The organism is Psychrobacter pulmonis (assembly GCF_904846465.1).
Lineage (GTDB): Bacteria > Pseudomonadota > Gammaproteobacteria > Pseudomonadales > Moraxellaceae > Psychrobacter > Psychrobacter faecalis.
Genome location: NZ_CAJHAT010000006.1, coordinates 125,832 through 152,327, shown reverse-complemented (window position 1 = coordinate 152,327; position 26,496 = coordinate 125,832). Strand labels below are relative to the sequence as shown.

Here is a 26,496-nt window from a genome sequence, read left to right as displayed (position 1 = left end):
CCGGCAACGTGCTACATTAAGCCAATAACTCTATCAGCCTATTTAAAATGCAAGACCATTTAAAACGTCATCTATTTAAAATATCATCTATTTAAAATAACAATGAGATAAGGAAACATCATGCAAGCGGTTTTTTTAGACAAGGGTACTTTTTCTGACAATATCGACTTGCCAGCACCTGCTGGCGTGACTGACTACATTACTTACGACGATACACCTCAAGAGCTGATTATTGAGCGCTGTCAAAATGCTGATATCATTTTTACCAATAAAGTCCAAATCAGCGCTGACGTCATTGCTAAACTGCCTAAGCTTAAGCTTATCCAACTGACCGCCACAGGTATGAATAACGTCGATCAAGATGCCTGTGCTAAGCACAATGTTGCGCTATATAACGTCGCGGGTTACGCGGTCAAAAGCGTGCCCGAGCATACCTTTATGCTGATGCTAACGGCCATGCGCGCAGGCATCTATTATCATGAAAAAGTTGCTGACGGTACGTGGCAAGATAATGGTAATTTCTGCTTGCTCGATATCCCACTGATAGATTTGGAAGATAAAACGCTTGGGATTATTGGTGTTGGCACTATTGGTAAACGCGTCACCGACATCGCCCGCGCTTTTGGGATGACGGTATTGTGGGCGGAGCATCAAGGGCGTACGCCGCGTAATGAGGATTATACGGCGTTCGATGAGGTACTTGCGCAGTCTGATGTATTGAGCTTACATTGCCCATTAAACGAGCAAACCAAGCACATAATTAATAAAGACACCTTAGCAAAAATGGCTAAGCAGCCACTAATTGTTAATGTCGCTCGTGGTGGTATTGTCGACAGCCAAGCGCTGAGCGATGCCATTAACAACGAGCAAATTATTGGTTATGCCACCGATGTATTTGAGCAAGAGCCGATTGTCAAAGACGACCCTTTATTAACCCTTTCTAATCATCCTCGGGTGATATTTAGCCCACATAACGCTTGGGGCAGCAAAAGCGCGCAAGAAACCTTGTGGCAAATTTTAAGTAAGCAAGTTTCAGAATTTATCGATAAGCATTAAAAGACAATCACTAATAACACTTAACGACTAAAGCGTAACCAGTCGTCTTTTACTTTACGGTATTTAAGCATCACGCGGTCACTCAGATAATTATTGGTGACTCGCCAAGGATAAATATCGCCTTGTTTCGGTAATTCGTGTTGCGCGCGCTGCACGTAGCCTGCCGTTAGCGCGCCCATGACCGTATCTGGCTGCGTATGCGCCTCGCTATGCGCAGTTTTTGCGTGTGGCACTGCCACCTGATAACCGTGCTTGTGCATATGGTTGAGCAAGCGCAGCACATACTGACAAGCCAAATCGATTTTGAGCGTCCACGACGCATTGGTATAACCAAATAGCGCCACCATATTTGGTACACCTTCAATCATCACCGCCTTATACGTCATGCGTTTGCCAATATCAATTGCCCGTCCATCGATATATAGTTTCGCGCCGCCAAGCATTTGCAGCTTTAGCCCCGTTGCGGTCACAACAATATCAGCGTCAAGGTGTTTACCAGAATCAAGCATGATGCCAGTTTTGGTAAAGTGGCTAATTTGATCAGTCACGACGGCAGCGTGCTTGCCATGTAATGCCTTAAACAAATCGCTGTCTGGCACCGCACAAAGTCGCTCATCCCACGGATTATAAGTAGGCATAAAATGCGCAATATCAACTCCGCTGCCCTTTAACTCGGTTTTAACACTACGCTTTAATAAGGCTTTTATCACCTTGGGCGCAAAAACTGCCGCTCGATACGTCCCTTGTTGCATCAACACATTACGCGCGCGCAGTAGCTTATAAGCTTGCGTTTTTGATAACGGCGAAAATTTACCTGCCAGCCAATCAAGCGCATAATCATCGCCCGGTACACTTGCTACATAGGTCGGCGAGCGTTGTAGCATAGTGACGTGCTGCGCGCACTGCTCGCTTTCTTCATCGACCATAGCGGGCAGTAGCGTCATCGCGGTGGCACCGCTACCGATTATGACCACTTTTTTATCGTCATAATTGACGTTTTGCCAATGCTGCGGATGGATGATTTCACCTTGGAAATCTGCTTCGTTTTCAAAATGCGGGCGATAACCTTGCTCATAATCATAGTAGCCTGTAGCACCGACGACAAACTTTGCCGTTAAGGCAAATACCTCGCCGCTTACATGGTTTTTTACCGTTGCCGTCCACTGCTGACTATGGCTTGACCAAGACAGTTGTTGCACCTCATGCTGATAGCGAATGTGCTCAGAGACGCCAAACACACGCGCGGTATCGGCAATATAGTTTTTAATATCATCGCCTTTTGCCAATACCCGATGGTCCAACCATGGACGAAAGCTATAGCCAAAGGTCAAAGCATCAGAATCGGAACGAATACCAGGATATGTAAACAAATCCCACGTACCGCCCAAGTCTGCGCGTTTTTCTAATACCACAAAGCGCTGGCTAGTTTTTTGCCGCTTTCTTGTGGCTCGCTGTTTTAAGCGACTTGGGCTTTTCTGCCCAAACAGCCCTTTGTGCTTTTGCTGCTGCAATCGACACGCCATACCGATACCGGCAATCCCTGCGCCAATAATCAGCACCTCGCAATCGACGGGCGTCTTTGAGGTAGATGACGACGATTTAGGTTTAAAGCGCTGTTTAAGCGTCTGTTTAGCGGTATTGATATCAAGCATAATACGATCCTTGTTTTGCATGATTTATTTAAAAAAGCTTTTTAAAATGAGCTGATCAAAAAAGTTGTTAAAGAGGAATGGTTAAAAAGGGCATGGGCTTTCCCAATCCATCCAAGCACCAAGCGTCGGATGCTTGAGGCGCAAATGCTGGGCATGTAAATTAAGCCTCGGCGCAATCGTTAAGGCATCACCTTCAGCATAGATTGGGTCGCCAATCATCACATGACCGACGTGTACCATATGCACGCGCAGCTGATGACTGCGTCCGGTCACGGGCTTTAACAGCACGCGGGTGACGACCTGACCATTGCATTCTTCATGCGCCAATACTTCATACAATGTCAATGCATGCTTTGACCAATCATAGTCAACGATATGCCGCGGTTTGGTCGTGGGCTCATAGCGTACTGGCACTGATATCTCGCCTTTGGCACCGACACGCTGCCACGCCCCAAAGACGCGCGCTTGATAGCTTTTTTGCGGCAGGCGGTCGATGAATTGCTTACTAATATGGCTTTGTGCGGCGGCATTCTTGGCAAAAATTAGTAGCCCTGAAGTATCCATATCTAAACGATGAATCAATTTTACCGCCGGATTGGCGCGCTCGAGCCGTGCCAATAAACTTACCTTAAGGCTTTTACCATCGACACTTAACAGTCCGGCGGGCTTATCAACAACCCAAATGTCATCGTCTTCATAGACAGTAATGTCTTGGGCAAATTTTTGGAAAAACGCAAGAGGATAGGCATTTTCTTGAGCGTTTAAGGCGTTTATTGCTTCATCGGTAAAAGGCATAAAAATGGGCTACTTATATCAAAAGGTTGGTGGTCTAAAAATAGATTATTCTAATAAGGCAATAAATGATATTAGGGTTTAGAAATATTAACGGCGCTACACGGTAAACATGCTAGATGTAGAATAATGCCCGCAAGAGATTAGGGTGACAGATAAAACATAACCTGTGTCATTATGTGTCGATTTATTGTGCTAATAGTAATAGTTAAACATTTTAACCCGCCTGCATCTGTCAACTTTGAGCAAACATGTTAATATAATGGCAGATTTTCACCACCTCCCAACCATTCTTTAACCACTCATCGCTCGAATATGACAGCCGTATTGTATGATGACTGGTGATAGAAATAATAAAACAAGAGAGATAAATTATGTCAGACCTTATAGTTAATACCACTGATGCAAACTTCGACCAAGACGTTCTACAATCTGATATGCCAGTGCTAGTAGACTTTTGGGCAACTTGGTGTGGTCCTTGTAAAGCCATTGCACCTATTTTAGAAGATTTGGCGAGCGAGTACCAAGGTAAAGTCAAAATCGTTAAAGTCGACGTCGATAACAACCCGCAAGCAGCGAGCCGTTTTGGTATCCGCAACATCCCAACGCTATTTGTCTTTAAAGATGGCGAAAAAGTCGATTCAGTCATGGGCTTACAGCCAAAAGCTGAACTTGCTAAAGTATTAGATAAACATCTATAAGTACGGTTAATACACGCCCTCTAATAATCGCTAAAGGTGTTTGTTAAAAATAGCGATTTTAAAGAATGCGCTATGCTGTTTATAAAGTTCGTATTGAAAAAGCCATTATCTTTTTGAGCTAATGGCTTTTTTGCTGCTTTTCTGAGCAAAAAGCTGGATATTATAGCTTTTTTAGCAAAAATTATTGACAAGGCTGTCTTGAACGCCGTATAGTCTGCTGACAAGAGAAAACTAATCATTTTCCTAAGTGTCTTGTCGCTATTCTCCTCGTGTTTATCAACAAAAACACAATCGTCATTATAAAACACCACTACTGAACGCAATGACTAAACACAATTACTGATATTGAGTTTTTGACGCAGACTCTTATGTAGACTTCTTTATCTTCACTTTTTATAAACCTGCCCGACTGTCTTGCAAGGCGTTTATAAGCTGGCACGTAAAACAAATCCTACATAAGCCCCAAGCCCTGTGTATATACCCTCTATCGCCCTACACCCTTTGTTTAATCCTTGTCGTGATTTGTGCTGATAATGGCATCTCTCATCTGATCAACTGCTAATGACCTATCTATGAATCTTACTGAACTAAAGAAAAAATCAATCGCTGAGCTATTGGCCATCGCCAAAGAAATGGGCCTTGATAATATGGCGCGTAGCCGTAAACAAGACATTATCTTTGCTATCTTAAAAACCCATGCCCGTAACGGCGAAGCCATCTACGGCGACGGTGTGCTTGAGGTACTTCCTGATGGTTTTGGCTTTTTACGCTCATCAGAGGGCTCTTATTTAGCAGGCCCTGACGACATTTATGTCAGTCCGAGCCAAATTCGCCGTTTTAGTCTCAAGACGGGCGATAGTATCGCGGGCACCATTCGTCCGCCAAAGGATTCTGAGCGTTATTTTGCGCTACTAAAAGTTGGTGAAATCAACTTTGATACCCCAGATCGCTCGCGTCATAAGCTGATTTTTGAGAACTTAACGCCATTATTTCCAACTGAGCAATTAAAGCTAGAGCTTGGTAATGGTACGACTGAAGATTTGACTGGTCGTATCATCGACCTGATTGCCCCGATTGGTAAAGGACAGCGCTCGATTATCGTTGCACCGCCAAAAGCCGGTAAAACCATGCTCTTGCAATCTATTGCTCAGTCTATCACCCGCAATAATCCTGAATGCTACCTTATCGTCTTGCTCATTGATGAGCGTCCAGAAGAAGTAACCGAGATGGAACGCACCGTGCGCGGTGAAGTCGTTGCCTCAACCTTTGATGAGCCACCGCAGCGCCATGTCCAAGTCGCCGAAATGGTCATCGAAAAAGCTAAACGTCTGGTCGAGCATAAGCAAGACGTGGTCATTTTGCTTGACTCTATCACCCGTCTTGCCCGTGCTTACAACACTGTTATTCCATCATCGGGTAAAGTATTGACCGGTGGTTTGGATGCTAACGCGTTAGAACGTCCAAAACGCTTTTTTGGCGCGGCGCGTAACGTCGAAGAAGGCGGCAGCTTAACCATCATTGCCAGTGCCTTGATTGATACAGGTAGTAAAATGGACAGTGTTATCTTTGAAGAGTTTAAAGGTACGGGTAACCAAGAAATTACCCTTGAGCGTGACTTAGCCGAAAAACGCGTCTTCCCTGCGATTAATATCAAAAAATCCGGTACCCGCCGCGAAGAGCGCCTACTTGATGAAGATAAACTACGTAAAGTTTGGATATTGCGTAAACTGTTACAACCGATGGATGGCGTGCAAGCGACTGAGTTTTTGCTTGATCGTTTAAAAGAAGCCAAAACCAATGATGAATTCTTTGAGCAAATGAAACGTAAGTCACAAAATTAGATCGTTAGCTAGATTGCTAGATTAAAAAAGACCACTTTATGTGGTCTTTTTAGTTTTGCAATTACGCAATTGCAAAAAACAGTTAGCGGACTATCATTATAAATACAATAACTATAAGCAAAACCCCTACCAATGATACAGCCAAGTAACATAATTTACCGTATATTTGCAAAGCTTAGCGTTTCTACTACGGCTTGATAGAGACAAACAAGCTATTATAAAAAGTAGTACAGACATATTTAGATACATCCTGTATATTGGATTTCAAATTTGACAACTTAATAGGTGATACCATGAAATTTGCTAAAACTTTTGCACTAACTGCGATTGCAAGCTCAGCTTTGATGATGGGCGGTTGTGCTAACAATGGTTATGGTTACAACAGTGGCTTAAGCAACACTGCTAAAGGTGCAGCAGCGGGCGCAGCAGCGGGCGCTTTGATCAGAAGTGGCGGCGACAGTAAAGATATCGCTCGCGGGGCATTGGGCGGTGCTGCTGTTGGTGGCGCAGGTGCTTATATCCTTGACCAAACTCGTTAATCACTATTCGTTAGCTATGATTAAATCATTATCTTAATTAAGATGATAGATTACATGAGTATTGAAAAAAGATAGCTGACTATTAAAAAGTTAGCAAGAAAAAAGCCTGCAATGGATTTGCAGGCTTTTTTATGTTCATAGGGTAACCAATACCTAAATACTGCTATAACGCAACACAAACTTTATAACGCACCACTAAACTCTATAGCGCGCCGCTAAAAGTATCGCATGCTTGTACATTACCGCTCTCTAAACCACGGGTAAACCACTGCACGCGCTGTTGACTGGTGCCATGAGTGAAATTATCTGGTACCACAGCGCCGCCGCCGGCACGCGCTAAACGGTCATCGCCGATTTGACTGGCCGCATTGATGGCTTCATCAATATCGCCCGCTTCTAAGAACTGTACGCGCTCTTGATTGCGCTGCGCCCAGACTCCTGCAAAACAATCGGCTTGTAATTCTTGCATGACGGATAACTTGTTAGCCTGCGCGCGTGTTACTTGACGACTGGCTTCATTGACTTGCTGAGTAATACCAAGCAAAGTCTGCACGTGGTGACCGACCTCATGAGAGATGACATAGGCTTGCGCAAAGTCTCCCGCTTTACCTTGATTTTCACTATCGCCTGAACCTTGTTCATCGCCAGTAATACCCAAACTTTGCCGCATTTCTACAAAAAACGACGTATCCAAATATACCGTCTGATCGCCTGGGCAATAAAAAGGCCCGGTGGCGGCGCTGGCACTGCCGCAAGCTGAGCTGACCTGTCCATTAAATAAAATCAATGACGGCTCTTTATAAGTGCTCCCTGCCTCGTTAAATATCTGATGCCAAACTTCCTCTGTATCCGCCAATACGACTTTTACAAAGCGGGTATCACGGTCATCACTAGTGGCAGGTTGGGTAGAAGTATTGCCGCCACCCGTAATCACTTGCCCCGTTTGCAAGGCGGTCATCGGATTGACTCCAAAAACCAGCCATAAAATACCAGCAATGATAATACCGCCGATACCGCCACCAATCATTTTGCCGCCGCCACTGGTGGTGCGCACATTCGAGCTGCCACGTCTGTCTTGCCACTTCATAATGTTTCTCCTAAAAATCCAATAGCATGCCTATCACTATCGTAGTAAACCCTATTATTTGATTATTAACGTTATAAGATATATGACTCATTCCGTTGATTTTATATTCTAGCTTTCAACCATAATCGCTTCTATATTTTTGCTTTATTTTAATGTCAATTTTATTGATAAATAGCCTATCGATAATCTCAAAATACGCTTAAAATCCTAAAGGAAATCCTTTTATCAAAAAAGTGCTAAAACGTCCTGATGTCATTGATTATACGTCGATTAATTTGGCTTGTTGTATTAAAAAGTATATTAAATGAGCAAGTTAAAAGTCGGTTTACAATTTTATTGTTACTTAATTGTACAACCTCTTTCCATGCAGAAAGAAATCATATAGAATGCGTGAAAGCTGAGTAGCTGTAATTAATACTAGTTGAATTCTGGGACATCTCGGATATTCAACCTTTTTTGCTGCTACTGATCATTTCATTTTTCCGGAGAAACCCTATGAAACTTAAATTACTTGCTCTAGCTGGTATCATGACTGCAACTATGGGCCTTACTGCCTGTGATAGCAACAAAGAAAACGCTGCTGAAGATTTATCTGACGCGCAAGAAGAAGTGCAAGACGCTTCTGAAGAACTAAACGAAGCTGCTGCTGAAGGCGAAGCGGTACCTGCAGAAGCTGAAGCTGCTGTAGCTGATGCTGAAGCTGACATCGCTGATGCACAAGCGGCTACTGCTACTGACGAAATTGATGCTGAAGTACCTGTAGACGGTACTACTACTAGCGTTGATGTAGCTAGCGAAACTCCAGCTGTTGACGCTGCTGACGAAGTTGTTGTTGAAGAACCAGCTCAGTAATTTTTATTTTTCATAATAAAAGTACTGTAGTAAAAAAGAGAGCTTATGCTCTCTTTTTTTATGTCTACTATTTATGTTTTATAAAAAGTAGTATGATATAAAAGCGCCACATAAAAAATGATGGTTATCACAGTAATATATTCAATAGACTGTGATAACCATCATTTTCACTTACTGCCGAGATTATTATTAGTCAAATAAGCGCTCATCCACTTGTTGGCGAAACTTCTGTCCTGTTTTAAAGGTGACGACGCGGCGTGCTGACACGGCAACGGGCTCCCCTGTCTTCGGGTTACGTCCGGGACGGCTATTTTTATCTTTAAGCTCAAAGTTGCCAAAGCCTGACAGCTTGACCTCTTTGCCATCAATCAAACTCTCTGACAACTCGTCAAAAAAATTCTCCACCAAACAGCGGCCTTCTTGGCGTGTCAGGTTAAGATGACTCATCAAATGCTCAATCATGTCAGATTTGGTTAAGGTGCTCACAGTACGACTCCTATGCTATGTCGTGATGTCGAATATCATGGTTTAGCGGTATGAGAATTAATGTTAGTTATTATAAAGGTTTTTTGTCCTCTTTTTCATAAAGTCTGCATGAAAATCCTTTATTAATAACCACTTAACTTTTTTAAAGATGAAAATTTCTATCAAATAATCATTTTTATAAATAGCAAAACGCCATAGCCTCATTTATGCAGAGGCTATAGAGCGTTTTAGATGGTTATATCTTGGTTTTAGCTATCACGCAACTGAGCAGCGTGTTGTTCAGTTAGCGCTTGCACGACTTTATCCGTCGCCGTTTTTACTGCGTCATCAGATAAGGTCTGTGCTTTGTCTTGCCATATTAAAGCGAATGCTAAAGAGCGCTGACCGGTCGGTACTTTGTCGCCTTGATAGACGTCAAATAACCATAAATCTGTCAGCAATTTACCAGCTGCGGCTCGAATCGTCGCCTGCAAGGTCTGTAAGCTGATGTCACTATCGACTAAGATGGCGATATCGCGGCGTACGTGTGGGAACTTACTTGGCGTGGTGATAGCGTGCTGTTCACGTACCAAGGTTAATAATGGCGCCAGTGACAATTGCGCGACCCACGTCGCTGGCAAGTCTAGCTGTTTAGCAGTATTAGGATGGAGTTGACCCAACCAACCGACGTATACCTCATCAATATAAAGCTTGGCACTTTGACCCGGATGCAAGAAGGCAAGCGCACTACGCTCGTAGCGGATACGCGCACTGTCGATTTGCGCAGGTAATAACTGCTCAATATCATGCTTAAGATCATAAAAATCTAGCGCACGGTTTTGATACGCTTGCTCATCCCAAACATCGCCGACAGCAACCAACGCAATACTTGGCGTTTGTACCAACTCGCTAATACTTTGACCGACAAAGCTTAACCCCGTTTCAAAGAAACGCACGCGCGGCTGCTGACGATTGAGGTTATATTGCACGCAAGGCAATAAGCTTGATAGCAAAGTACGGCGCATCACTGCCAAGTCGCTAGAGATAGGATTGGCCAGTGCCAACACTTCGCCCAGCGCTTTATCATCAAGCAAGGCTTCTATTTTTGCATCACTAAAGCTAAAGCTAATGGCTTCCATATAGCCATTATCGACTAGCGCGAGCTTCATCTCGTGCGTCAAGTCCGCGGTGTCGTCATAATCCATACTGACTTGCAAATGCGGCAAGACGCTTGGAATATTATCATAACCGTAAATACGGGCAATCTCTTCAATCAAGTCCTCGCGGATACTCATATCAAAACGATACGATGGCGGCGTGCAAATCAGCTTATCTGCTTGCTGCTCTACCTCAAAGCCTAATTGAGTCAAAATACGCACCATCACGGCAGGCTCAATCTCAATACCAATGACCTCACGGACTTTGTTAATTGGCAAAGTAATTGGCGTACGTGTTGGCAAGTACACGATATTTTCTACTTTTACTATTTGCCCAGCTTGAGAGCTCGTGACACTGGTAATCAAATCAACTGCACGCGCTAGTGCTAACGCTGGCAATTCAAAATCGACACCACGCTCAAAGCGTTGTGAGGCATCGGTATGCAAACCAAAACGGCGGGCGCGTGCAGCGATCGCTAATGGGTTAAAAAAGGCACTTTCTAGGATAATATTGGTGGTGTTATCAGTGACACTGCTGCGCTGACCGCCCATGATACCAGCAAGTGCCAATGCACCTTTATCATCGGCAATGAGCAACTCATCACCGGTTAAGGTAATGGTTTGCTCATTTAATAAGGTAATGGTCTCAGCAGGCTGCGCCAAACGTACCACGATATCGCCTTCAATGGTATCAGCATCAAACGCATGTAGCGGTTGACCCAGTTCCAACAACACGTAGTTAGTCACGTCAACCAAAAAGTTATGCGAGCGCAGTCCTGACTGGACTAGCGCATCAGTCATCCACTTTGGCGTATCGATACTACGATCAATGTTGCTGATTGACTGTAATAAATAGCGCGGGCACGCTTCAACCACGCTTACCGTTACTGCGGGCGTAGTATTTTTAGTACCGTTAGCGTCAGTTGGCACGTTGGCAGGAATCTCAGGCTGCTGCATTGGCAAATCGTTAATGACTGATATCTCGCGCGCGATACCGCGTACGCTGAAGCAATCTCCGCGGTTTGGGGTGATAGAGATATCCAGTATTTGATTGTCTAAACCTAAATACTCACGGATATCCATGCCAATCGGTGCATCACTTGGCAATTCAAGCAGACCATCGATGCTATCGGTTAAATCAATTTCAGAGGCACCGCACAGCATACCGTTAGAGTCGACACCGCGTAGGTTGCCATTTTTAATTGTAAAGCCTTCTGCGTCGTTAGATGGTAAAACGGCACCAACGGTCGCAACCGGCGCTTTCATACCAACCGTCACATTGGGCGCGCCGCAAACGATTTGTAACGGCTCAGCGGCACCAATATTGACCTGCGTGACGCGCAGTTTATCGGCATCGGGATGCTGTTCAACGCTAATCACTTCACCGACCACCACGCCGCTAAAAGCACGAGCAACTGCAAAGCGATCGTCAATCTCAAGCCCTGCCATTGTAAGCTGTTCGGCCAATTGCTCACTGCTATTGTTGGGGTTTACCCATTGACGTAGCCACTGTTCGCTAATTTTCATAAATATCTCGGATCAGAATTTTATAATAAAGATTTTAGAATAAAGGGTGACGTATTAATAAAGACCATCTAGCCAAACTGTTTTAAGAAGCGTACGTCGTTTTGGAAAAACAGGCGCAAATCATCGATACCGTAGTACAGCATGGCAAAGCGCTCAATACCCATGCCAAAAGCAAAGCCGGTGTATTTTTCGCTATCAATACCGCAATTGGTCAGCACCTGTGGGTGTACCATGCCGCAGCCCATGACTTCAAGCCATTTACCATTATCATCGAGGATATCGACTTCAGCAGAAGGCTCGGTAAATGGGAAAAACGACGGACGGAAACGCACGGTTAGCTCTTTGGCAAAAAACGCTTCTAAGAATTCACTAATCAAGCCTTTTAGCTCGGCAAAGGTGCTCGATTCTGTCACCATAAGCCCTTCCAACTGATGAAACATCGGCGAGTGGGTTTGGTCCGAGTCATTACGATAAACGCGACCTGGACAAATAATACGAATCGGCGGCTCATTCTTTTCCATGGTGCGAATCTGCACCGGACTGGTATGGGTACGCAGTAAATAATGCGCATCAAAATAAAAGGTATCGTGCATCGCCCGTGCTGGATGATGCGAAGGGATATTTAGCGCTTCAAAATTATAGTAATCGCTCTCAACTTCAGGGCCAGTGGCGACATTGAAACCCGCTTGGATAAAATACTGCTGCATACGCTGGGTAATCATGGTGACAGGATGTAGATGACCTTTTTGACCACCGCGCGCAGGCAAGGTGATATCAATGCTCTCGCTGGCAAGCTTGGCATTTAATGCCGACACTTCTAGCTCTTGCTGCTGCGCCGTCAATGCATCTTGAATGCGGCTACGCACTTGATGTAACCAACCGCCGTAAGTTTTTTTGTCATCGCTACCAAGCTTACCCATCTGCTTTGACCAGCCGGTTAATGGGCTTTTTTTACCGGTCAGTTGCACACGTAAATCTTGTAGCGCGCGCACATCGGTTACTTGTAAAACTAACGCTTCAGCAGCACTGGCAAACTCATTTAACTGGGCTTCGCTTAACTCGCTGAGCTCGGTGGACAAGGTCGGTAGCGCCGACAAATCGGTGGTAGCAGCAGGGGTAGTCATAAGACGCATTCTTCCTGATTTAAACGGACTATTAATAATAGTGATTTATAATTGTAGGGATTTGACCAAATATTGCAAACCATTTACCCACTCATTTTCAACCAAAGGCGTGTGATATAAATGGCTTGAATATTTAGACAATAAAAAGTGCAACTTTACTAAAAACGTTTTACATTTTTGCGGTGTAAAACTGGCTGTAAAATAATCTACTATAAAAAAAGCCACCGACCAGCGGTAGCTTTTATTAATATCGTACTATTAATCAATATTATTGCTATCCATTTAAGCAAACACTCAAACAAGCAGAATACTTAAAGGATAACTAATATTTAGGCTAATTCCGCTTTTGCTTTTTCAACTAAGGCGGTGAAAGTCGCTGCATCATGCATAGCGATGTCAGCAAGTACGCGACGATCGATAGCGATGTTTGCTTTTTTCAAGCCGTTGATAAGGCGGCTATAGCTTAAGCCGTTTAAGCGTGCACCAGCATTGATACGTGCAATCCAAAGACGACGGAAAGTACGTTTTTTGTTGCGACGGTCACGATATGCATATTGACCAGCTTTGGTCACAGCTTGTACCGCTACGCGATAAACACGTGAACGAGCACCGTAGTAGCCTTTTGCGCGCTTTAAGATTTTTTTGTGACGGCGATTTGCCTGTACACCACGTTTTACACGGGCCATAAATTACTCCAAGATTTTTTAATCATTATTAAACGAATCACGATGTCATCAAATAATTGACTAATAGACATCGTTATCAAATTGCAAAGTCAAATATCTTTAATTGATTAAAGCTAAATGACGATAGGCTATTAGATGTATGGGCACATACGACGAACTGCTGCTTCGTCAGACTTGTCCACCATCTTTAGACCGCGCAACTGGCGAATACGCTTAGCTGATTTCTTGGTCAAGATATGGCTTTTGAATGCTTGTTTACGCTTAAAGCCGTTCGCTGTTTTTTTGAAGCGTTTAGCGGCGCCGCTTCTGGTTTTCATCTTAACTTTCATGATGATTTGCCTCTTTGTCTTTGATAGAACCTGGTCGTCAAATAGTAAAAACGAATAGTCGCTTTAAAAACAAGCACTAAACGGCTATTTGCCTCGAGGTGGGAGGCGCTATTTTAGCAGATAGTACGCTGTTTTGCCAAGGAAAGTTTTAATCGCTACTTTATAGGGTGCGTTAGTTGATATGAAATACACTACGCGCAAAAACGTGCTGCTGTTATAATTGCGCTTTATTTCCTGCGTTAACATATTGAATGTCAGCGGTAGCTGTGTTTAAGTAGGGTTTGAGTGCTATCTTTATTACTTTATACTTTTTACCACTTTCTCATTTCTTTTATAAGACGACTGATAGATTATGACTTTACCTGCTTGGCTTGCTGCCGTAAATTTTAATACTGATGGTTTGATTCCTGCGATTGCCCAAGATTATGTGTCCGGACGTATTTTGATGATGGCGTGGATGAACACCGAATCGCTGCAATTAACTGCCGAAACGCAGACAGCGGTGTATTTTTCGCGCTCGCGTGGCAAGTTATGGCATAAGGGCGAATCGTCTGGGCATACCCAGCGCGTGCATGATATTCGTTTGGACTGCGACGCTGATGTGATTGTACTGAGCGTCACGCAAGCGGGCGGTATTGCATGTCATACTGGCCGCGAGTCTTGTTTTTATCAGCGTTTGGATTTGTCAGGGCAAATACCTGAATGGCAAACCGTCGATAAAGTATTAAAAGACCCAGCAGAAATTTATCAGACAAACGCCGCAGCAAAAGTCATGCCTAAAATTAATGAAGCGGCGGCGGAAGATATAGACCATTTGCACACCCATCAAAATAACAGACTTGCTACCACTCATTCTATTTTGCAGCAGCTTGATAAAGTATTGGCTGAGCGCAAACAAGCAGACGCTGACAGCTCATATGTAGCAAGCTTATACGCCAAGGGTTTAAATAAAATATTAGAAAAAGTAGGCGAAGAAAGTACCGAGAGCATTATCGCGGCCAAAGACTTAGCCAATTGCGATGAAAATGTGGATAAAACCCAGTATGACGAAGCGCGTCACGAGCTGATCTATGAGGTCGCTGATGTTTGGTTCCATACTTTAGTGGGCTTGGCATGGTTTGATATAGAATCAGAAGCGGTATTAAATGAGCTAGGCCGACGTTTTGGTCTGTCAGGTATTGATGAAAAAGCCGCGCGCTAGCGTTTTTTAAGCTTAGCCGTTACCCTGTTTGATTATTGTTGCTTTCACCTTTTTGTCACAAGTGCAGGTTATAATAGTGTGACGTGTTACTTCGCATAAGCTGTCGATAGCTTTTGTGTACGACAGCAATATTCTATACACTCAAAGTATTTATATAAAGACTAAAAACCAAGACAGAAGGATAGCATCATGGGTAGTTTTTCCATTACGCATTGGCTGATTTTATTGGTGGTGGTGGTGGTCGTATTTGGCACCTCCAAGCTAAGAAATGCCGGTAAAGATTTGGGCGGCGCGGTCAAAGGTTTTAAAGACGCCGTTAAAGATGAAAATACTGAACATGCCAAAAAACAAGTCGTGCTCGATCATGACGGCAACGCGCACCCTGAAGAGCGCACAACCACCAAGGTTGATGACAAGCATAATGTATAGCATTTAATAATGGCATTGGGACATTATGTTTGATATTGGATTTTCAGAATTACTGCTTTTTGGCGTCATCGCCTTAATTGTTTTGGGGCCAGAAAAACTGCCCCAAGCGGCGCGTACGGCTGGGCAGTGGTATGCCAAAATTCGCCGCACGGTGTCTACGTTGCAGTCTGAAATCGAAGCTGAGCTTGACTTGGCAGAGACGCGGCAGCAAATGCAAAAAGAGCTGGCGAAAATTCGTGAAACTGAAGCAGAAATGCGCCGTGAGATGGCAGAGATGCGCGGCAGTCTGCAAGAATTTGAATCCTCGCAAAACCAGCATCTTAAAGCCGCGCATCAAGTCAATACTGCGAAAGTGGATAGCGCTAGTAATAAAATCGACCATGAAAAAGACGATCATTCATCAGTAACGCCAAAAGAATTTGACTACGCTTACGACCGCTATGACTCCGATAAAAAATTAACAGCGCCTGAACCATTAGAATTACAGAACTCAAATAATGATGCTAATCTGAAAACTGATGTTAACGACAATACCCATCAAATAATCCAAACTGCCATTACCAAACCCTGGGAAAACATGTGGTTTCGTTTGGGCGCTTATGACAAAGCAAGGCGTCTGCCGCAGCCGCCCTACCTGCCCAATTATAAAGCCGATACGTTATTAAATAACCATTTAAATAAACCATCGATTAACAAATCATCAATTCAGCAGGCTTCCGCCAAGCAGCAGGAGAATGATTAGTGGGTTTATTTAAGCGTAAAAAAAACCGTCAAGAAAAAGTAACGGCTACAGACATCGATGCTATTACAGATGCCGCCACAGATGCCGCTGCGCATGATGACTCTGGTGATATCTTAAGCTCAATGGCTGATATGCCGATTACTGAGCATTTGATTGAATTGCGTCGGCATCTGATTAAAATATGCGTCGCGGTACTGGTGATATTTTTGGCGTTGGTCGGATTTTCACGTGAGCTCTATGATTTTTTATCCGACCCATTGGTTGCTCAGTTGCCCGCCAACTCGACGATGATAGCAACCGATATCACCTCTAACTTTATGGCGCCAATACGTCTGAGTATCTTTGTGGCGGCATTTTTGGCAATGCCCTATATCTTGTATCAAATTTGGTCGTTTGTCGCGCCTGGTTTGTATAAAAAGGAGAAGAAAGTCGCTATTCCTGTACTGATGTCTTCGATATTTTTATTTTATGCGGGCGTAGCGTTTGCTTATTTTATTGTTTTAAAGGGCGTGCTTAAGTTCTTTATCATGTTTGCGCCGCAAAACGTCTTACCGATGACAGATATCGACAGTTATTTAAGCTTTGCGCTCAAGCTGTTTATGGTGTTTGGGCTTACCTTTGAGATTCCAGTGGTGACTTTACTATTGATATTGGCGGGTGTCGTCTCCATTCAGAGTCTAGAAGATAAACGTCGCTATATTATCGTCGGCTGTTTTGGCGTTGCAGCGGTCGTTACACCGCCCGACGGGGTGTCGATGTTAATGCTTGCCATCCCAATGTGGTTATTGTTTGAGCTGGGATTGTTTTTGGCGAAAGTTTTAATCAAAGAAGAACGTAAACTGACTTTGACAGACGATATAGAGTTGAAGAAAGAATAACTTTACTTATCAGGCACTTATTCAAAAAGCAGCCAACACGCTAATCTGTTAATATAACTTTCTTATTTAAATCGCTTTCTTATTTAAGTCGCTCAGTACTACCCTCAGTGTTAATGAGTGTCTCAATATCACCGTTATTATCAGCCGTCAGCCATTGTTTATGCAGTGGCTTTTTTTACCGTCGCCAATTTTGACCCCATTCTAGTTTTTTAGGTAGCTTTATTATGTCCGCATCGATGCCAGCTTATATGAGCGATCCCACTGATGAGCAGCTGAACGCGCTAAACATGGCGATGGATCACAAGTCATTTAAAGTGGTCGCTTATGCGGGTGCAGGGAAAACCACGACGCTCAAATTAATTGGTGAGCGTCTGCGCGGTCGCGGCTTGTATTTAGCCTTTAACAAAGCCATTGCCAACGATGCGCGGCAAAAATTCCCCGGTCATGTCGATTGTCGGACGTTTCACTCATTAGCCTACCGTCACGTACCACGTGATATTACCGCTAAATTGTCGTTACCGAGATTTTCACCCAAGCGTTTGGGTGATGATTTGGGCTTACAACCGGTACAAGTACGCCGGCAAATGGATGGGGTGAATAAATATATTACCCTCACGCCAGCGCGCTTGTCGCGGTTTGTCAGTGATGCAGTGAGTAATTTTTGTAGTACCCACGCCAGCTATCCTGCCCCAAGGCATCTTGAATTTCCAAGCTGGCTTGCTGAGTCAGATAGCGAGCAGTTACGCGAAATGCTCTACCCTGCTGTTGAGCAGCGCTGGTTACAGTCGATTGATGCGCGCCATCCGGCTGGTATCGGCCATGATATTTATCTTAAATTGTGGGCACTATCGAAACCGAGTATTCCTGCGGACTTTATCTTATTTGATGAAGCTCAAGATGCCGATCCGTTGATGATGGGGATTTTGACCCAGCAGCCACGGCAGGTGATTTATGTCGGTGACGCCCATCAGCAGATTTATGAGTGGCGCGGCGCGGTCAATGCGATGAAAAAACTGCCGTTGCCGCAAACCTTATTGACCCAATCGTTTCGTTTTGGCGAACCAATTGCCGAGATTGCCAATACCTTGCTCAAAGCTTTACAAGAAGACGTACCATTAAAAGGCAATCCAAATAAGCAATCGTCTACCGAAAAAGGCATGGTACATAGTAAAAAAGATGCCATTCTTTGCCGTACCAATGCTGCGGCGATGTCGCAGTTATTAACTGGTTTAAAACTTGGGCATAGAGTGGCGTTACAAGCCGATACTGATCGTATGCTTAAATTTTGTCAGGCAGCCGAAAACTTAAAAAATGGTAAATCGGCGTATGGCGTGCCCGAACTGGCGTATTTTTATAATTGGGGTGACGTTCAAGAATACTCTGAAACCAATGAAGGCAGTGACCTTAAAACCTTGGTGAAGTTGGTCGATGACCATGGTACCAATGTGTTGACGCAGGCAGTTAACAGCCTAACCCGTATCGAAAATGCTGATTATGTCATCTCAACCGCGCATAAAGCCAAAGGGCTTGAGTGGGGCAAAGTGCAGCTCGATGATGATTTTTATTATGACGTAACCACCAATGCGGTCAAGATTAGCCCAGAAGAGCTGCGTCTGCTCTACGTTGCGTGTACGCGCGCGCAAAGCAATTTAGATATTCATAATATTAAAGACTTGGTATCAGGACTGCAGACGGGTAAAAAGGTGATTTTTGGTAATACTTAATCTGCCCGTCTATCTCTCCCCTCATCGCCTTTGCCGACCTCTTTTTATAACATTGACTCTCCTATCATGAATCATAATCAGCAACTTCAAGCACGCCAAAACACCATACAGCAATTATTTGCCAATTCTGTTCGTCTTCTTGCGCCCATGGAAGGCTTAACTGATCCCTTGATGCGCCAAATCCTAACCCAAATTGCGTCAGACTTGGGTCGTCCTTATGATTGGTCGGTCAGTGAGTTTATTCGCGTCACCCAAACTGTCTTACCAGCACACGTTTTTTATAAATACGTACCAGAGTTGCATCATGATGCCAAAACTGCATCCGGTACACCGATTCATATTCAGTTGCTCGGTAGTGACGCGCAATTGATGGCAGAAAATGCCGCTTATGCTGCCGAGCTTGGTGCGCCTGCGATTGATATCAATTTTGGTTGTCCGGCTAAAACGGTTAACAGCCATCGTGGTGGCTCAGTGCTACTTGATGAGCCTGAGGTGATGTATGAGATTATCAGTGCCGTACGCCGAGCTGTACCCGCGCACCTTCCCGTATCCGCAAAGATTCGCCTGGGCTATACGGATACGAGTCGCATGGACGATATCAAAGCGGCGATTGCTGCGAGCGGCGCTGATTGGTTAACCATTCATGCGCGTACCAAAACCCAAGGTTATAAGCCGCCCGCTTACTGGGACAAAATCCAAAATTTTAATATGCTTGCTATACCAGTGATTGCCAATGGTGAAATTTGGAATAGTGAACACGCACAAAACTGTATGACGCAATCCGGTACGACGCATTTAATGCTTGGTCGCGGCGCTGTCACCCGTCCTGATTTGATTGCCAAGATTGATCTCGATAATAATGACACAAAAACACTGACAGTCTTAGCATGGCAAGATTTAATTACCCATCAGATTAAGTTTTTAGAGGGTGCGGCGAAAAACGATGTGGTGTTGGTCGGGCGTTATAAGCAGTGGCTTGGTATGTTGACCAAAGGTTACTCTGAGGCGCAAACCTTGTGGGAACGTATTAAAAGAGAAAAAAATAAAGCGGTGATTATCGCGGCGCTGCAAAATAGCACATGCGAATAAACAGCGCCTTATGATCGATACTGTAAAGGTGTTAAAAATAAAAATCTCAAAGACTTACAGCAGCAATAAGCTAAAAACTGACCCGAATCGCTAAATAAAACAACATCAATGAGCAAGCCATCGAAAGCACCCAAAGAATAGAGCGAAAGGTCGCTAAATTGGTAATATAGGCCACGCAAAACCCAATACGAATCAGCACATAAAGCCAAGCGATGGTATTAATTATCAACTGCGGTACAAAAAACAGCATTGCTACCAATACTGCCGCCAAAAATATAGGCAAGGTTTCATAGCTGTTTTGCTGGGCAGCATTGGCCCGCGCGGCAGCTCCTGTCGTCCCTTGTAAGAAATCACGCGGGTGGGCATTGTCAGCAAAATTAAAACCACCAAGCGCTTTTGCTGTCAGCGCCATCATCAGTGGCAGCAGACTTGCCACCACCATCGCCCAAATAGCCGCTGCGGCACTATCGGGAATCAACCCAAAGAATAGACTCATCAGTATACTCGTCCCTATCCTGCAATCACTTCAAAATCGTGAGTCACATTGACGCCGCCCTGTACCAGCATCCGACTGGCTGAGCAGTATTTTTCGGCCGACAATTTGATGGCTTTTTCTACTTGGCTTTCTTTGACCTCTTGTCCGGTCACCACAAAATGCATATGAATGTCGGTATAAACTGCTGGAATGGTCTCAGCACGCTGAGCGGTCAGCTCACAACGTACATCGGTCACTTGTTGGCGCGACTTTTGTAAAATTGCCACCACATCGTAGCTGGCACAGCCACCAAGTCCTAATAAAATTAGCTCCATAGGACTGGCGCCCTTTTCTTTATCAGCATCGATTTGGACGTTATGTCCTGATGGCGACACACCCATAAAGGCTTTATTTTCTTGCCACGTGACGCTTGCTTTTGACTCTGACATCTTAGATATTCCTTGTTTTAATTGCTACGACTTTGAATGCGCATGCTTCTTAATTCATATGCTTCTTAATTCATATGCTTTTTAATTTGACATGATTTTTAGTTTGAATAGTAAAGGTTTCTTATTTTCTGAAATACAATCTCTTTTTGAAAAATACTGTCTTTTATTAGTGTAGCATAAGCAAAAACCAGATTTATGACGCTCTTTCCTCGTTTGCCTTTTCTTGTTTACCTTTTATAAACCGCTACCTTATTTATGCTTTAACAATAATATTCGATATTTAAGTATTTATACACCTATCGTTACCGCGACTTATCATTGTTAGAAAAATCTGCGGAATTTACTTACAAAAGTAGAATCATAAGTTACTGATTTTAAAGGATTAATCTTGTGAAACATTTTATAGCAAAATACTGTTACACATTTTGGTTGTTTCTTGGTTTAATAACGGTAATGAATCTTATTTTGTCATAGTACTGATGGTCATCACCCTATAATAACTATGATTGCTGTCGTTGTACCTTGTCGAAATAAGCTATTTTTAAACAATTTAAAAGGGTTTAGTCATGATAGATGCAGACGGCTTTCGCGCCAATGTCGGCATCATCTTGGCAAATACACAAGGGCAAGTTCTGTGGGCAAAACGTATTGGTCACAACGCTTGGCAGTTCCCTCAAGGCGGCATCGACCGCGGGGAGACGCCGATGGATGCGATGTATCGCGAGCTCTGGGAAGAGGTCGGTTTACATCCGCGTCATGTCGATCTACTGGCGGTCACGCAAGATTGGTTGCGTTATCGCTTGCCAAAACGCTATGTGCGTCATGGGCAGTACCCTTTGTGTATTGGGCAAAAACAAAAATGGTTTTTGCTGCGCTTAGATGAGCCGAATACTCAACACATCCGCTTTGATGAGGGTAAACCAGAATTTGACCATTGGCAATGGGTCAGCTACTGGTATCCACTCGGACAAGTGATTCATTTTAAACGCGGGGTATATCGTCGCGCCTTGCAAGAATTGGTGCGCGAACTACCGCTTAAACAAGAACTGATTATTCCAGAACAAAACAACCATTTGTTGGTGGAATAAGTATTCAAATAGAAAAAAAATTCCCCTATTGATAGCTATTATTCATAGGGGAATTTTTTTATGTTAGATTTGCCTATGCTGGCATTCACGGCTAATAAGCGCTGCTTTGATTTTTTTGTCTGAACTATCTTCTTTACGTAAGGTTAAAATACTTTGCGTCCGCGTTCCATAGCTTGGCATGGCTGTTTTATTCATACTACTTAAATCAGCAGATTCAATATAAATGGAGGACAGTGCGCGCTCAATCTGCTTAGCGACACCTGTTTCGGGTAATTTATTTTCTGGCGCTGGCGTATTATCTGACATCACGGCAAACGCCGCTGCTTGCCAGTAGTCAAGGGCGCTGTTCTCGCTAATCAATGGCAACACCTCTTGGCGTAACCGACCGCGTAGGCGTTCGGTTTTAAACCACCCTTCTTCTGGCTGACCATTGGATATTACGTACAATCCAGCATATAACGGCGTTGGTGCATGACCACGATTATTGACAATCACCGCTTGCGCCGTATCGCCAATAACAAGGTTAAAACCTGCGTAATCTTGCAAACTGATTTGTCGAGCAAATTCCAATGGGTTTAAAGTGCTGGTCAAAAAATCGGTGACCAATTCGCCACGTGAGCGCTCATCATTACTTGCTTGTACGCCATCACGAAAATTTAACACCGCCGCCCAGCGCCCGTTTTGGTCGTAAAAATCGCCATGTTGCTGTTGATGTATGCCAAGCCATGTGCCGCCACTTTGCTTATCGCGCCCTGCATAAATAGGCTTATCCTCCCATTGATGCAGCGGCGCTGTTGGACGCTGTAAAAACTCATCACGGTTGGACAGTAAAACCAACGGCAACTCATCAAATAACTGCCAAGCAATGGCGACGATACACATAGTTTTCCTTGATATAAATATTAAATTACCAGCGCTTAGTTGGTACTCAGCTTTTTATCGGCAGGGTAGCTGATTTGATACGTCGATTGCAGCACTTGTGATTGCTTACTTGGTAAATCAAATTCCCAAGCGACAATACCTTTATGGTCATTCCAGTCTTTTTGGCTAATCGCTGGGGTGTGCGCCGACGTGACTTTAATATTGTCATCACTGCTCACTGGCTCAGCACTTAACACTTGCAAGCGTACGCTGCGATTGTGCTGATTGGTAAATTGATATGCTTGAGTGATGGTTTTGGTTTGTTGACGGTTAAACACGCCTTTATCGCCTTGTTTATTCTCATCGGTCAATTGCTTCACCAGCAAACTTGGGTCAATACCGAAACCAATACCCTGCTCTTTTAAATTTTGATAATTATAGCGCGACTGCCCGACATAGTTATCATCACGGTATAGCTGCAACGAGCCATCAGCCCAAGCAGGCGTCAAGAACGGCGCGGATGCATACCAATAAGCGGCGGTCTCGGCACTTGGTGTACTGCGTAGCCAAAGCTTACTGGTGCCAGATTGCTCATCAATGACCGTGCGTACGCGCCTGCCATCACTAGGAATACTGACCCGCTGCGGCAAGCGATATTCGGTGATGCCATTTTTGTTTTGACTACTCACAGTAAAGCTCGGTAGTGGCGGCATCTCTGCACCGCCGCCATAATTGTCTCTTGCAGAAGCAACAACGACAGGCGATGCTTCCATCTCCATCATCGGCGCTGCATAACGAGCCAATTTAGCTTGTTGCTGCTCTTCATATAATGACAAGCGCTCAACGTGTGGCAGCTGACTGGTAGTCGTTTGATTGGGATTTACGCTGCTTAAAATAACAGGCACGTTGCTCCAATTCTCGCCGGTTCGTTGAGCGATAATGGCGGAGGCGGTAATATTCAGCTGCTTGCTGTCGGTATTTAAGCGCGCTTGATAGGTCGGCTCCCAACTGGCGCCGCGCACCTGATAATGCAGTTTAACGGTGCTTGGCGTGCGACTGGCGGTGCGAATACTAACTTGGATCACGCTATTCTGTTTTGAGGTCGTACTGCCCGCCAGCAGCTGATTGAGCGCATCTTTTGCTTGTGCCTCGCGCTGCTGTAACTCGATAATTCTTTTATTAATATTGGCCGCTTGTGTCTCTAAATCGCGGGCGTTATTGGCCAATGTGCCAGCCGTATTAATTTGCGTGACCTTGGTCAAATTTTGCAGATAGGCTTTGGTTAAGCGTGCCGCTTCTAATTCGGCACTGATATCGGCAACAGTGTTTTTCTGGACTTGTACTTTGCTATCGCCTTGATATTGGCCATATTGACATTGCGCCGCTTGCTCAGAGCTCAAGGTTTCGATACTGACTTCACCGACGTTAACATTACCTAGTGCTTGAACGCTAATGCTATCAGCGTCAATGTTCGGCGATAAACAAGAAAAAACCAGCGTTTGCTCGCCACTGCCGTTGATTGGCAAGGTACGCGTGACGCTGGCTAAGCCTTGATAAATAGTAATATTTTCAATATTACTCAGCGCTGCTGGGGCATTGATAGGAACCCATAGCGTCAAACCTGAAGCTAGGATGCCGAGCAAGGATAATGTTGGTAAAGGCAGCTGCATAAGGATTCCTTAGAAATTGAAGCACTTTTTTTCATCTTATCGGTTTTTGCTCCGATTTGCTATTGATTCCATGTGCCATCCCTTTATCTATTTATATATAGATAAACTTATCATAGTATTCGCAACGGATGAATTTTGCTATTATGGGCCACATTCCATTATCAATAATATGATGCCTTTATGATGATTCATCCTCAGTTCGACCCCGTAGCGCTGTCCTTGGGGCCAGTAGAAGTGCACTGGTATGGTTTAATGTACTTGCTGGCCTTTGCCGCCGCTTATGGCCTTGCATGGTATCGCAGTAGCAAACGAGATGGCTGGACTACCGATATGGTGTCTGATTTGGTCTTTTTTGGTGCCCTTGGTGTCATTTTGGGCGGCCGTATCGGCTATGTATTGTTTTATCAATTTGGTGAATTGCTACAAAATCCTGCGTATCTGTTTAGGGTATGGGAAGGCGGCATGTCGTTTCATGGCGGCATGATTGGCGTCTTATTAGGCATGTTATATTTTGCCCGTAAATATAAAAAGACCCCTTTTCAGGTGCTCGATTTTATTATTCCTTGTGTACCAACGGGTCTGCTGTTTGGGCGTATCGGCAACTACATCAACGGCGAGCTATGGGGACGCGTTTCAGACGGTGGCTATAATTGGCTGACTTACTTTCCGCAAGCCGCAGCATTTGATGCGCAGCAATTACAAGCTAATCCTGAATTGCAATCGTTAATGCTTGAGGTCAATGGCCAGTATTTATTGCCGCGTCACCCATCACAGCTCTACGAAGCCCTAGCTGAAGGTCTGCTGCTATTTATATTTTTATGGTGGTATTCCTCAAAACCGCGTCCCCGTATGGCAGTCTCGGCTATCTTTTTATTAGGTTACGGTCTTAGCCGCTTTATTATCGAGTTTTTCCGTCAGCCCGATGCCGACCAAGGCTTTATTTTACTCGGCTGGATGACCAAAGGCCAAATATTAAGCGCGCCAATGATTGTTATTGGTCTAATCATGCTGATTTATGCCTATAAACGCGGCATCTATGATTGGGGAAAACAAGCAGCTTATTAGTCCAATTTACAGCCAATCCAGCTTACAACCAACTTCCCTATCAAAAGTTATATTTAGCATTATTTTAAGAAATAATTTAAAGAAACGTTTTAACAGCGTAAAAGAGCAATTTTATGACCAGTAATTATCATAACAGTAAAAATGAGCAAGCCTATTTAGACTTGCTACAATATGTCATGACGAATGGCACTGAAAAAGGCGATCGTACTGGCACTGGTACACTAAGCCACTTTGGTGCGCAGCTACGTTTTGACTTAGCCGATGGATTTCCCTTACTAACCACCAAAAAAGTCCATTTTAAATCGATCGTTTATGAGCTATTTTGGTTTTTAAGCGGTAGCACCCACGTTGATTATCTACAACAAAATAACGTGCGTATTTGGAACGAATGGGCGACCGCTGACCAAACCGCGCGCTTTAATCGTCCTGCTGGCGACTTGGGGCCCATTTATGGTCATCAATGGCGCAATTATGGCGCCACCAAGCGTGAAGACGGCAGTTATGACAACGATGGCGTCGATCAAATCACTGAGGTGATTGAACAAATAAAGACCAATCCCAACTCGCGCCGCTTAATCGTCTCTGGCTGGAATCCAAAGGAAGCGGATCAAGTTGCGCTGCCGCCTTGCCATACCTTATTTCAGTTCTTTGTCGCGGACAATAAACTGTCCTGCCAGCTTTATCAGCGCTCAGCGGATTTATTCCTTGGTGTGCCGTTTAATATCGCCAGCTATGCCTTACTAACTCATATGGTGGCGCAAGTATGCGGCTTAGAGGTTGGTGAGTTTGTTTGGACGGGCGGCGATTGTCATATTTACCAAAACCATCGTGAGCAAGTTGAATTGCAGTTGACGCGCTCGCTGTATGAGCTGCCAACCTTAACCCTAAACCCTGACATTAAGGATATTTTTGCCTTTACCTTTGACGATATCAGCGTTGAAGGTTATGAGTCGCATCCAGCTATTAAAGCCAAAGTTGCCGTCTAAATTTAATCGCTTTACTTTTAAAAGACCATAA

Annotated in this window: 26 protein-coding genes; 14 read left to right on the top strand and 12 right to left on the bottom strand. The window is 44.2% G+C overall.

Annotation, left to right across the window (positions count from 1 at the left end; translation table 11 throughout):
• Positions 1 to 120 precede the first annotated feature (120 nt).
• Positions 121 to 1,056: a D-2-hydroxyacid dehydrogenase gene (locus tag JMX70_RS10970; RefSeq protein WP_201592059.1), complete on the top strand. Its 936-nt coding sequence runs from the start codon at positions 121 to 123 to the stop codon at positions 1,054 to 1,056.
• Positions 1,057 to 1,076: 20 nt separating this feature from the next.
• Here the strand turns inward: JMX70_RS10970 and JMX70_RS10965 are convergent, their stop codons facing one another.
• Both JMX70_RS10965 and JMX70_RS10960 read right to left on the bottom strand, forming a co-directional pair.
• Complete coding sequence (locus JMX70_RS10965; RefSeq protein WP_201592057.1) at positions 1,077 to 2,708, bottom strand: flavin-containing monooxygenase; 1,632 nt, start codon at positions 2,706 to 2,708, stop codon at positions 1,077 to 1,079.
• An 81-nt stretch (positions 2,709 to 2,789) separates the two neighbouring features.
• On the bottom strand, positions 2,790 to 3,503 hold the full coding sequence (locus tag JMX70_RS10960) for an RluA family pseudouridine synthase (RefSeq protein ID WP_191690755.1): 714 nt from the start codon (positions 3,501 to 3,503) through the stop codon (positions 2,790 to 2,792).
• Between the two features lie 371 nt (positions 3,504 to 3,874).
• Between JMX70_RS10960 and trxA the strand changes: the two genes are divergently transcribed.
• The 3 genes from trxA to JMX70_RS10945 all read left to right on the top strand — a co-directional run bounded on the left by trxA (position 3,875) and on the right by JMX70_RS10945 (position 6,581).
• Positions 3,875 to 4,201: a thioredoxin gene (gene trxA, locus JMX70_RS10955; protein WP_068403703.1), complete on the top strand. Its 327-nt coding sequence runs from the start codon at positions 3,875 to 3,877 to the stop codon at positions 4,199 to 4,201.
• Between the two features lie 572 nt (positions 4,202 to 4,773).
• Positions 4,774 to 6,042, top strand: a complete 1,269-nt coding sequence (gene rho, locus JMX70_RS10950; RefSeq protein ID WP_068403707.1) for a transcription termination factor Rho — start codon at positions 4,774 to 4,776, stop codon at positions 6,040 to 6,042.
• Positions 6,043 to 6,335: 293 nt separating this feature from the next.
• A complete protein-coding gene (locus JMX70_RS10945) occupies positions 6,336 to 6,581 on the top strand; it encodes a hypothetical protein (RefSeq protein ID WP_191690753.1) in 246 nt (81 codons plus the stop codon).
• Positions 6,582 to 6,783: 202 nt separating this feature from the next.
• Here JMX70_RS10945 and ypfJ read toward each other — a convergent pair whose 3' ends face one another.
• Positions 6,784 to 7,686 (bottom strand): KPN_02809 family neutral zinc metallopeptidase, encoded by a 903-nt coding sequence (gene ypfJ / locus JMX70_RS10940; protein WP_227671255.1) that lies wholly within the window; start codon positions 7,684 to 7,686, stop codon positions 6,784 to 6,786.
• A 477-nt stretch (positions 7,687 to 8,163) separates the two neighbouring features.
• On the opposite strand from ypfJ, the gene JMX70_RS10935 reads away from it, so the two are divergent.
• Complete coding sequence (locus JMX70_RS10935; RefSeq protein WP_201592055.1) at positions 8,164 to 8,520, top strand: hypothetical protein; 357 nt, start codon at positions 8,164 to 8,166, stop codon at positions 8,518 to 8,520.
• Between the two features lie 189 nt (positions 8,521 to 8,709).
• Here JMX70_RS10935 and JMX70_RS10930 read toward each other — a convergent pair whose 3' ends face one another.
• From JMX70_RS10930 to rpmI, 5 genes are all read right to left on the bottom strand, one after another.
• Positions 8,710 to 9,006, bottom strand: coding sequence for an integration host factor subunit alpha (locus JMX70_RS10930; protein WP_068403716.1), 297 nt, complete (start codon positions 9,004 to 9,006; stop codon positions 8,710 to 8,712).
• A 248-nt stretch (positions 9,007 to 9,254) separates the two neighbouring features.
• Complete coding sequence (gene pheT / locus JMX70_RS10925) at positions 9,255 to 11,669, bottom strand: phenylalanine--tRNA ligase subunit beta (RefSeq protein ID WP_201592053.1); 2,415 nt, start codon at positions 11,667 to 11,669, stop codon at positions 9,255 to 9,257.
• Between the two features lie 68 nt (positions 11,670 to 11,737).
• The gene (pheS, locus tag JMX70_RS10920; protein WP_201592051.1) at positions 11,738 to 12,793 is read right to left on the bottom strand and encodes a phenylalanine--tRNA ligase subunit alpha; all 1,056 of its coding nucleotides are present in this window, start codon (positions 12,791 to 12,793) and stop codon (positions 11,738 to 11,740) included.
• A 329-nt stretch (positions 12,794 to 13,122) separates the two neighbouring features.
• A complete protein-coding gene (gene rplT / locus JMX70_RS10915; protein ID WP_058369591.1) occupies positions 13,123 to 13,479 on the bottom strand; it encodes a 50S ribosomal protein L20 in 357 nt (118 codons plus the stop codon).
• A 131-nt stretch (positions 13,480 to 13,610) separates the two neighbouring features.
• Positions 13,611 to 13,808 (bottom strand): 50S ribosomal protein L35, encoded by a 198-nt coding sequence (rpmI, locus tag JMX70_RS10910; protein ID WP_011281253.1) that lies wholly within the window; start codon positions 13,806 to 13,808, stop codon positions 13,611 to 13,613.
• Positions 13,809 to 14,160: 352 nt separating this feature from the next.
• On the opposite strand from rpmI, the gene hisIE reads away from it, so the two are divergent.
• From hisIE to JMX70_RS10880, 6 genes are all read left to right on the top strand, one after another.
• Positions 14,161 to 15,009: a bifunctional phosphoribosyl-AMP cyclohydrolase/phosphoribosyl-ATP diphosphatase HisIE gene (gene hisIE / locus JMX70_RS10905; protein WP_201592049.1), complete on the top strand. Its 849-nt coding sequence runs from the start codon at positions 14,161 to 14,163 to the stop codon at positions 15,007 to 15,009.
• A 189-nt stretch (positions 15,010 to 15,198) separates the two neighbouring features.
• Positions 15,199 to 15,438, top strand: coding sequence for a Sec-independent protein translocase subunit TatA (gene tatA, locus JMX70_RS10900; RefSeq protein ID WP_144297674.1), 240 nt, complete (start codon positions 15,199 to 15,201; stop codon positions 15,436 to 15,438).
• A 25-nt stretch (positions 15,439 to 15,463) separates the two neighbouring features.
• A complete protein-coding gene (gene tatB, locus JMX70_RS10895; protein WP_200663370.1) occupies positions 15,464 to 16,180 on the top strand; it encodes a Sec-independent protein translocase protein TatB in 717 nt (238 codons plus the stop codon).
• A complete protein-coding gene (gene tatC, locus JMX70_RS10890; protein WP_201592046.1) occupies positions 16,180 to 17,058 on the top strand; it encodes a twin-arginine translocase subunit TatC in 879 nt (292 codons plus the stop codon). The genes tatB and tatC overlap by 1 nt, the downstream gene beginning before the upstream one ends.
• A gap of 224 nt (positions 17,059 to 17,282) precedes the next feature.
• Positions 17,283 to 18,782, top strand: coding sequence for a UvrD-helicase domain-containing protein (locus tag JMX70_RS10885; protein WP_191690735.1), 1,500 nt, complete (start codon positions 17,283 to 17,285; stop codon positions 18,780 to 18,782).
• 66 nt (positions 18,783 to 18,848) lie between these two features.
• Positions 18,849 to 19,871 (top strand): tRNA dihydrouridine synthase, encoded by a 1,023-nt coding sequence (locus JMX70_RS10880; protein ID WP_191690733.1) that lies wholly within the window; start codon positions 18,849 to 18,851, stop codon positions 19,869 to 19,871.
• 70 nt (positions 19,872 to 19,941) lie between these two features.
• On the opposite strand, the gene JMX70_RS10875 is transcribed toward JMX70_RS10880, so the two are convergent.
• Together JMX70_RS10875 and JMX70_RS10870 are read right to left on the bottom strand one after the other, a co-directional pair.
• Positions 19,942 to 20,367, bottom strand: a complete 426-nt coding sequence (locus tag JMX70_RS10875) for an MAPEG family protein (RefSeq protein ID WP_144297679.1) — start codon at positions 20,365 to 20,367, stop codon at positions 19,942 to 19,944.
• A 14-nt stretch (positions 20,368 to 20,381) separates the two neighbouring features.
• Positions 20,382 to 20,795, bottom strand: coding sequence for an OsmC family protein (locus JMX70_RS10870; RefSeq protein ID WP_191690731.1), 414 nt, complete (start codon positions 20,793 to 20,795; stop codon positions 20,382 to 20,384).
• Positions 20,796 to 21,361: 566 nt separating this feature from the next.
• Here JMX70_RS10870 and JMX70_RS10865 point away from each other — a divergent pair.
• The gene (locus JMX70_RS10865; protein WP_068403735.1) at positions 21,362 to 21,883 is read left to right on the top strand and encodes an RNA pyrophosphohydrolase; all 522 of its coding nucleotides are present in this window, start codon (positions 21,362 to 21,364) and stop codon (positions 21,881 to 21,883) included.
• 63 nt (positions 21,884 to 21,946) lie between these two features.
• On the opposite strand, the gene JMX70_RS10860 is transcribed toward JMX70_RS10865, so the two are convergent.
• Both JMX70_RS10860 and JMX70_RS10855 read right to left on the bottom strand, forming a co-directional pair.
• The gene (locus JMX70_RS10860) at positions 21,947 to 22,765 is read right to left on the bottom strand and encodes an NRDE family protein (RefSeq protein WP_191690729.1); all 819 of its coding nucleotides are present in this window, start codon (positions 22,763 to 22,765) and stop codon (positions 21,947 to 21,949) included.
• A 35-nt stretch (positions 22,766 to 22,800) separates the two neighbouring features.
• Positions 22,801 to 24,414, bottom strand: coding sequence for a DUF4139 domain-containing protein (locus JMX70_RS10855; protein ID WP_201592044.1), 1,614 nt, complete (start codon positions 24,412 to 24,414; stop codon positions 22,801 to 22,803).
• A gap of 180 nt (positions 24,415 to 24,594) precedes the next feature.
• On the opposite strand from JMX70_RS10855, the gene lgt reads away from it, so the two are divergent.
• The gene (lgt, locus tag JMX70_RS10850; protein ID WP_201592042.1) at positions 24,595 to 25,479 is read left to right on the top strand and encodes a prolipoprotein diacylglyceryl transferase; all 885 of its coding nucleotides are present in this window, start codon (positions 24,595 to 24,597) and stop codon (positions 25,477 to 25,479) included.
• A 113-nt stretch (positions 25,480 to 25,592) separates the two neighbouring features.
• Positions 25,593 to 26,465, top strand: coding sequence for a thymidylate synthase (locus tag JMX70_RS10845; RefSeq protein WP_201592040.1), 873 nt, complete (start codon positions 25,593 to 25,595; stop codon positions 26,463 to 26,465).
• Positions 26,466 to 26,496: the final 31 nt, after the last annotated feature.

What these genes read in the sequence shown, in the direction of transcription:
- JMX70_RS10845 (WP_201592040.1), top strand. Translation starts at nt 25,593, where the DNA reads ATGACCAGTAATTATCATAACAGTAAAAATGAGCAAGCCTATTTAGAC.
- rho (WP_068403707.1), top strand. Translation starts at nt 4,774, where the DNA reads ATGAATCTTACTGAACTAAAGAAAAAATCAATCGCTGAGCTATTGGCC.
- tatA (WP_144297674.1), top strand. Translation starts at nt 15,199, where the DNA reads ATGGGTAGTTTTTCCATTACGCATTGGCTGATTTTATTGGTGGTGGTG.
- JMX70_RS10875 (WP_144297679.1), bottom strand. Translation starts at nt 20,367, where the DNA reads ATGAGTCTATTCTTTGGGTTGATTCCCGATAGTGCCGCAGCGGCTATT.
- JMX70_RS10865 (WP_068403735.1), top strand. Translation starts at nt 21,362, where the DNA reads ATGATAGATGCAGACGGCTTTCGCGCCAATGTCGGCATCATCTTGGCA.
- JMX70_RS10960 (WP_191690755.1), bottom strand. Translation starts at nt 3,503, where the DNA reads ATGCCTTTTACCGATGAAGCAATAAACGCCTTAAACGCTCAAGAAAAT.
- JMX70_RS10885 (WP_191690735.1), top strand. Translation starts at nt 17,283, where the DNA reads ATGTCCGCATCGATGCCAGCTTATATGAGCGATCCCACTGATGAGCAG.
- pheS (WP_201592051.1), bottom strand. Translation starts at nt 12,793, where the DNA reads ATGACTACCCCTGCTGCTACCACCGATTTGTCGGCGCTACCGACCTTG.
- rplT (WP_058369591.1), bottom strand. Translation starts at nt 13,479, where the DNA reads ATGGCCCGTGTAAAACGTGGTGTACAGGCAAATCGCCGTCACAAAAAA.
- JMX70_RS10965 (WP_201592057.1), bottom strand. Translation starts at nt 2,708, where the DNA reads ATGCTTGATATCAATACCGCTAAACAGACGCTTAAACAGCGCTTTAAA.
- JMX70_RS10945 (WP_191690753.1), top strand. Translation starts at nt 6,336, where the DNA reads ATGAAATTTGCTAAAACTTTTGCACTAACTGCGATTGCAAGCTCAGCT.
- tatB (WP_200663370.1), top strand. Translation starts at nt 15,464, where the DNA reads ATGTTTGATATTGGATTTTCAGAATTACTGCTTTTTGGCGTCATCGCC.
- JMX70_RS10935 (WP_201592055.1), top strand. Translation starts at nt 8,164, where the DNA reads ATGAAACTTAAATTACTTGCTCTAGCTGGTATCATGACTGCAACTATG.
- hisIE (WP_201592049.1), top strand. Translation starts at nt 14,161, where the DNA reads ATGACTTTACCTGCTTGGCTTGCTGCCGTAAATTTTAATACTGATGGT.
- JMX70_RS10970 (WP_201592059.1), top strand. Translation starts at nt 121, where the DNA reads ATGCAAGCGGTTTTTTTAGACAAGGGTACTTTTTCTGACAATATCGAC.
- trxA (WP_068403703.1), top strand. Translation starts at nt 3,875, where the DNA reads ATGTCAGACCTTATAGTTAATACCACTGATGCAAACTTCGACCAAGAC.
- JMX70_RS10870 (WP_191690731.1), bottom strand. Translation starts at nt 20,795, where the DNA reads ATGTCAGAGTCAAAAGCAAGCGTCACGTGGCAAGAAAATAAAGCCTTT.
- JMX70_RS10880 (WP_191690733.1), top strand. Translation starts at nt 18,849, where the DNA reads ATGAATCATAATCAGCAACTTCAAGCACGCCAAAACACCATACAGCAA.
- rpmI (WP_011281253.1), bottom strand. Translation starts at nt 13,808, where the DNA reads ATGAAAGTTAAGATGAAAACCAGAAGCGGCGCCGCTAAACGCTTCAAA.
- JMX70_RS10860 (WP_191690729.1), bottom strand. Translation starts at nt 22,765, where the DNA reads ATGTGTATCGTCGCCATTGCTTGGCAGTTATTTGATGAGTTGCCGTTG.
- JMX70_RS10855 (WP_201592044.1), bottom strand. Translation starts at nt 24,414, where the DNA reads ATGCAGCTGCCTTTACCAACATTATCCTTGCTCGGCATCCTAGCTTCA.
- pheT (WP_201592053.1), bottom strand. Translation starts at nt 11,669, where the DNA reads ATGAAAATTAGCGAACAGTGGCTACGTCAATGGGTAAACCCCAACAAT.
- lgt (WP_201592042.1), top strand. Translation starts at nt 24,595, where the DNA reads ATGATGATTCATCCTCAGTTCGACCCCGTAGCGCTGTCCTTGGGGCCA.